The sequence below is a fragment of the Acinetobacter sp. WCHAc060042 genome (assembly GCF_003231195.1).
Classification (GTDB): domain Bacteria; phylum Pseudomonadota; class Gammaproteobacteria; order Pseudomonadales; family Moraxellaceae; genus Acinetobacter.
The window spans coordinates 1-5,558 of the sequence record NZ_QKVN01000076.1 but is presented as its reverse complement, the minus strand read 5'-3'; the positions used below and the strand labels follow the sequence as shown (position 1 = coordinate 5,558).

Here is a 5,558-nt window from a genome sequence, read left to right as displayed (position 1 = left end):
AAGATCATTAAGAGATTATGAAGAACAACTTGTGTGGATTTTTACTGATTGATCGATCGAAAATATTTCATTGATTGATGGTAGAAATTACTCGAAGTTTATTTGAGCGAATTTTTAGTCAGAAAATTGATGAGCCAGAATTGTGACCTTAAGTCACTAAATGATTTTAACTGAAGAGTTTGATCATGGCTCAGATTGAACGCTGGCGGCAGGCTTAACACATGCAAGTCGAGCGGGGGAAGGTAGCTTGCTACCTAACCTAGCGGCGGACGGGTGAGTAATGCTTAGGAATCTGCCTATTAGTGGGGGACAACATTTCGAAAGGGATGCTAATACCGCATACGCCCTAAGGGGGAAAGCAGGGGATCTTCGGACCTTGCGCTAATAGATGAGCCTAAGTCGGATTAGCTAGTTGGTGGGGTAAAGGCCTACCAAGGCGACGATCTGTAGCGGGTCTGAGAGGATGATCCGCCACACTGGGACTGAGACACGGCCCAGACTCCTACGGGAGGCAGCAGTGGGGAATATTGGACAATGGGGGGAACCCTGATCCAGCCATGCCGCGTGTGTGAAGAAGGCCTTTTGGTTGTAAAGCACTTTAAGCGAGGAGGAGGCTACCGAGATTAATACTCTTGGATAGTGGACGTTACTCGCAGAATAAGCACCGGCTAACTCTGTGCCAGCAGCCGCGGTAATACAGAGGGTGCGAGCGTTAATCGGATTTACTGGGCGTAAAGCGTGCGTAGGCGGCTTTTTAAGTCGGATGTGAAATCCCCGAGCTTAACTTGGGAATTGCATTCGATACTGGGAAGCTAGAGTATGGGAGAGGATGGTAGAATTCCAGGTGTAGCGGTGAAATGCGTAGAGATCTGGAGGAATACCGATGGCGAAGGCAGCCATCTGGCCTAATACTGACGCTGAGGTACGAAAGCATGGGGAGCAAACAGGATTAGATACCCTGGTAGTCCATGCCGTAAACGATGTCTACTAGCCGTTGGGGCCTTTGAGGCTTTAGTGGCGCAGCTAACGCGATAAGTAGACCGCCTGGGGAGTACGGTCGCAAGACTAAAACTCAAATGAATTGACGGGGGCCCGCACAAGCGGTGGAGCATGTGGTTTAATTCGATGCAACGCGAAGAACCTTACCTGGTCTTGACATAGTAAGAACTTTCCAGAGATGGATTGGTGCCTTCGGGAACTTACATACAGGTGCTGCATGGCTGTCGTCAGCTCGTGTCGTGAGATGTTGGGTTAAGTCCCGCAACGAGCGCAACCCTTTTCCTTATTTGCCAGCACTTCGGGTGGGAACTTTAAGGATACTGCCAGTGACAAACTGGAGGAAGGCGGGGACGACGTCAAGTCATCATGGCCCTTACGACCAGGGCTACACACGTGCTACAATGGTCGGTACAAAGGGTTGCTACCTAGCGATAGGATGCTAATCTCAAAAAGCCGATCGTAGTCCGGATTGGAGTCTGCAACTCGACTCCATGAAGTCGGAATCGCTAGTAATCGCGGATCAGAATGCCGCGGTGAATACGTTCCCGGGCCTTGTACACACCGCCCGTCACACCATGGGAGTTTGTTGCACCAGAAGTAGGTAGTCTAACCGCAAGGAGGACGCTTACCACGGTGTGGCCGATGACTGGGGTGAAGTCGTAACAAGGTAGCCGTAGGGGAACCTGCGGCTGGATCACCTCCTTAACGAAAGATTGACGATTGGTAAGAATCCACAACAAGTTGTTCTTCATGACGATGTATCTGAGGGTCTGTAGCTCAGTTGGTTAGAGCACACGCTTGATAAGCGTGGGGTCACAAGTTCAAGTCTTGTCAGACCCACCAAATCTGACTAACAAAGTATTGAATAAATGCTGAATACAGAAAAACAGAGACATTGACTTATTGATAAGCTGGGGACTTAGCTTAGTTGGTAGAGCGCCTGCTTTGCACGCAGGAGGTCAGGAGTTCGACTCTCCTAGTCTCCACCATAGATTATAGAAATTAGTAAGTTAAAGCTTATTAACTTCTGTGATTTATCGCAGTTTCCTGACCTGACGAAGGCTGGAAAAATCATTAACAGAATATATTTGAGTTGAAATAATTTGTTCATACTCGTTTTTAAGATCGACATTAACAGTGATTTATTACTGGATGATGAAGATTGAAGAAATGAGTTACTAGCGAAATTAACTGAATCAAGCGTTTTGGTATGTGAATTGAATTGAAGCTGTACGTAGTTAAATCTACAAGGCTCCAACTGTAGCGATTAAGTTCGCGACGCAATATCCTACTTGTAGGGATTAGCGACTGTTTGGGGTTGTATAGTCAAGTAATTAAGTGCATGTGGTGGATGCCTTGGCAGTCAGAGGCGAAGAAAGACGTAATAGCCTGCGATAAGCTCCGGGGAGGCGGCAAATATCCTGTGATCCGGAGATTTCTGAATGGGGGAACCCACCTGTCATAAGGCAGGTATCGTATGATGAATACATAGTCATACGAGGCGAACGAGGGGAAGTGAAACATCTCAGTACCCTTAGGAAAAGAAATCAATTGAGATTCCCTCAGTAGCGGCGAGCGAACGGGGAAAAGCCCATTAAGTCATATAAGTTTTAGTGGAATGCTCTGGGAAGTGCAACCATAGTGGGTGATAGTCCTGTACACGAAAGGGCTTATATGATGATGTCGAGTAGGGCGGGGCACGTGAAACCTTGTCTGAATATGGGGGGACCATCCTCCAAGGCTAAATACTCCTGACTGACCGATAGTGAACCAGTACCGTGAGGGAAAGGCGAAAAGAACCCCTGTGAGGGGAGTGAAATAGATCCTGAAACCGCATGCATACAAGCAGTGGGAGCCGACATGTTCGGTGACTGCGTACCTTTTGTATAATGGGTCAGCGACTTACATTCAGTAGCGAGGTTAACCGAATAGGGGAGCCGTAGAGAAATCGAGTCTTAATAGGGCGTTTAGTTGCTGGGTGTAGACCCGAAACCGGGTGATCTATCCATGAGCAGGTTGAAGGTTGGGTAACACTAACTGGAGGACCGAACCCACTGTCGTTGAAAAGCCAGGGGATGACTTGTGGATAGGGGTGAAAGGCTAATCAAACTCGGTGATAGCTGGTTCTCCCCGAAAGCTATTTAGGTAGCGCCTCGGACGAATACCATTGGGGGTAGAGCACTGTTTCGGCTAGGGGGTCATCCCGACTTACCAAACCGATGCAAACTCCGAATACCAATGAGTACTATCCGGGAGACAGACTGCGGGTGCTAACGTCCGTAGTCAAGAGGAAAACAATCCAGACCGCCAGCTAAGGCCCCAAAATTATAGTTAAGTGGGAAACGATGTGGGAAGGCATAGACAGCTAGGAGGTTGGCTTAGAAGCAGCCACCCTTTAAAGAAAGCGTAATAGCTCACTAGTCGAGTCGGCCTGCGCGGAAGATGTAACGGGGCTAAAACTATATGCCGAAGCTGCGGATTTGCAATTTATTGCAAGTGGTAGGGGAGCGTTCTGTAAGCCGATGAAGGTGTATTGAGAAGTATGCTGGAGGTATCAGAAGTGCGAATGCTGACGTGAGTAACGACAAAACGGGTGAAAAACCCGTTCGCTGAAAGACCAAGGGTTCCAGTCCAACGTTAATCGGGGCTGGGTGAGTCGACCCCTAAGGCGAGGCCGAGAGGCGTAGTCGATGGGAAATTGGTTAATATTCCAATACTTCTATGTAATGCGATGAGAGGACGGAGAAGGTTAAGTCAGCCTGGCGTTGGTTGTCCAGGTGGAAGGTTGTAGGCATGTATCTTAGGCAAATCCGGGGTACTCTATGCTGAGAACTGATAGCAAGCTGTACTTGTACAGTGAAGTGGCTGATACCATGCTTCCAGGAAAAGTCTCTAAGCTTCAGTTACATAGGAATCGTACCCGAAACCGACACAGGTGGTCAGGTCGAGTAGACCAAAGCGCTTGAGAGAACTCTGCTGAAGGAACTAGGCAAAATGGTACCGTAACTTCGGGAGAAGGTACGCTGCCGACGGTGATAGGATTTACTCCTTGAGCTATTGGCAGCCACAGAAACCAGGCCCCTGCAACTGTTTATTAAAAACATAGCACTCTGCAAACACGAAAGTGGACGTATAGGGTGTGATGCCTGCCCGGTGCTGGAAGGTTAATTGATGGGGTTAGCGTAAGCGAAGCTCTTGATCGAAGCCCCAGTAAACGGCGGCCGTAACTATAACGGTCCTAAGGTAGCGAAATTCCTTGTCGGGTAAGTTCCGACCTGCACGAATGGCATAATGATGGGGGCGCTGTCTCCAGCAGAGGCTCAGTGAAATCGAATTCGCCGTGAAGATGCGGTGTACCCGCGGCTAGACGGAAAGACCCCGTGAACCTTTACTGCAGCTTGACATTGAACTTTGATCTTACTTGTGTAGGATAGGTGGGAGGCTTTGAAACCGAGACGCTAGTTTCGGTGGAGCCAATCTTGAAATACCACCCTGGTAATATTGAGGTTCTAACTCTGTCCCGTAATCCGGGACGAGGACCATGTCTGGTGGGTAGTTTGACTGGGGCGGTCTCCTCCTAAAGAGTAACGGAGGAGTACGAAGGTGCGCTCAGCGTGGTCGGAAATCACGCGTAGAGTATAAAGGCAAAAGCGCGCTTAACTGCGAGACCCACAAGTCGAGCAGGTACGAAAGTAGGTCTTAGTGATCCGGTGGTTCTGTATGGAAGGGCCATCGCTCAACGGATAAAAGGTACTCTGGGGATAACAGGCTGATACCGCCCAAGAGTTCATATCGACGGCGGTGTTTGGCACCTCGATGTCGGCTCATCTCATCCTGGGGCTGAAGCAGGTCCCAAGGGTATGGCTGTTCGCCATTTAAAGAGGTACGCGAGCTGGGTTTAGAACGTCGTGAGACAGTTCGGTCCCTATCTACCGTGGGCGTTGGAAATTTGAGAGGATCTGCTCCTAGTACGAGAGGACCAGAGTGGACGAACCTCTGGTGTACCGGTTGTGACGCCAGTCGCATCGCCGGGTAGCTATGTTCGGAAGGGATAACCGCTGAAAGCATCTAAGCGGGAAGCCTACCTCAAGATAAGATTTCCCTAGGACTTTATGTCCTCTAAAGAGCCGTTGAAGACTACGACGTTGATAGGTTGGATGTGGAAGCATAGTGATATGTGAAGCTGACCAATACTAATTGCTCGTGAGGCTTGACTATACAACACCCAAACAGTTGGTGTTGTGGTTCAAATCACTGCAAACAACTTGATTTAGTTATAAAGCTAAGTACAATGTGCAAATTAAATTAACTCAGATGTTCTGTTAATAACTCATTTGATGAAAGTTAGGCATACACAATGTGTAAATAAGACCAAACGAATAGTCATAAACAGTTGTGCTGGCGACAATAGCAAGAGTGAACCACCTGATCCCTTCCCGAACTCAGAAGTGAAACCTCTTAGCGCTGATGGTAGTGTGGCGTTTGCCATGTGAGAGTAAGTCATCGCCAGCTCATTATTCAAAAGCCCCCTAACGATTAAGTTAGGGGGCTTTTTTTAT

General features: G+C 48.5%; 2 tRNA genes and 3 rRNA genes. All 5 read left to right on the top strand.

Annotated elements, in window-relative coordinates:
• Positions 1–167 precede the first annotated feature (167 nt).
• The 5 genes from DPG01_RS17985 to rrf all read left to right on the top strand — a co-directional run bounded on the left by DPG01_RS17985 (position 168) and on the right by rrf (position 5,511).
• Positions 168–1,704 (top strand): 16S ribosomal RNA (locus DPG01_RS17985).
• Between the two features lie 61 nt (positions 1,705–1,765).
• Positions 1,766–1,842, top strand: a tRNA-Ile gene (locus DPG01_RS17980).
• Positions 1,843–1,912: 70 nt separating this feature from the next.
• Positions 1,913–1,988 (top strand) — tRNA-Ala (locus tag DPG01_RS17975).
• A 335-nt stretch (positions 1,989–2,323) separates the two neighbouring features.
• Positions 2,324–5,217, top strand: a 23S ribosomal RNA gene (locus DPG01_RS17970).
• 179 nt (positions 5,218–5,396) lie between these two features.
• Positions 5,397–5,511: ribosomal RNA gene (gene rrf / locus DPG01_RS17965) — 5S ribosomal RNA — on the top strand.
• Together the 16S, 23S and 5S rRNA genes with 2 tRNA genes alongside form the textbook arrangement of a ribosomal RNA operon.
• Positions 5,512–5,558: the final 47 nt, after the last annotated feature.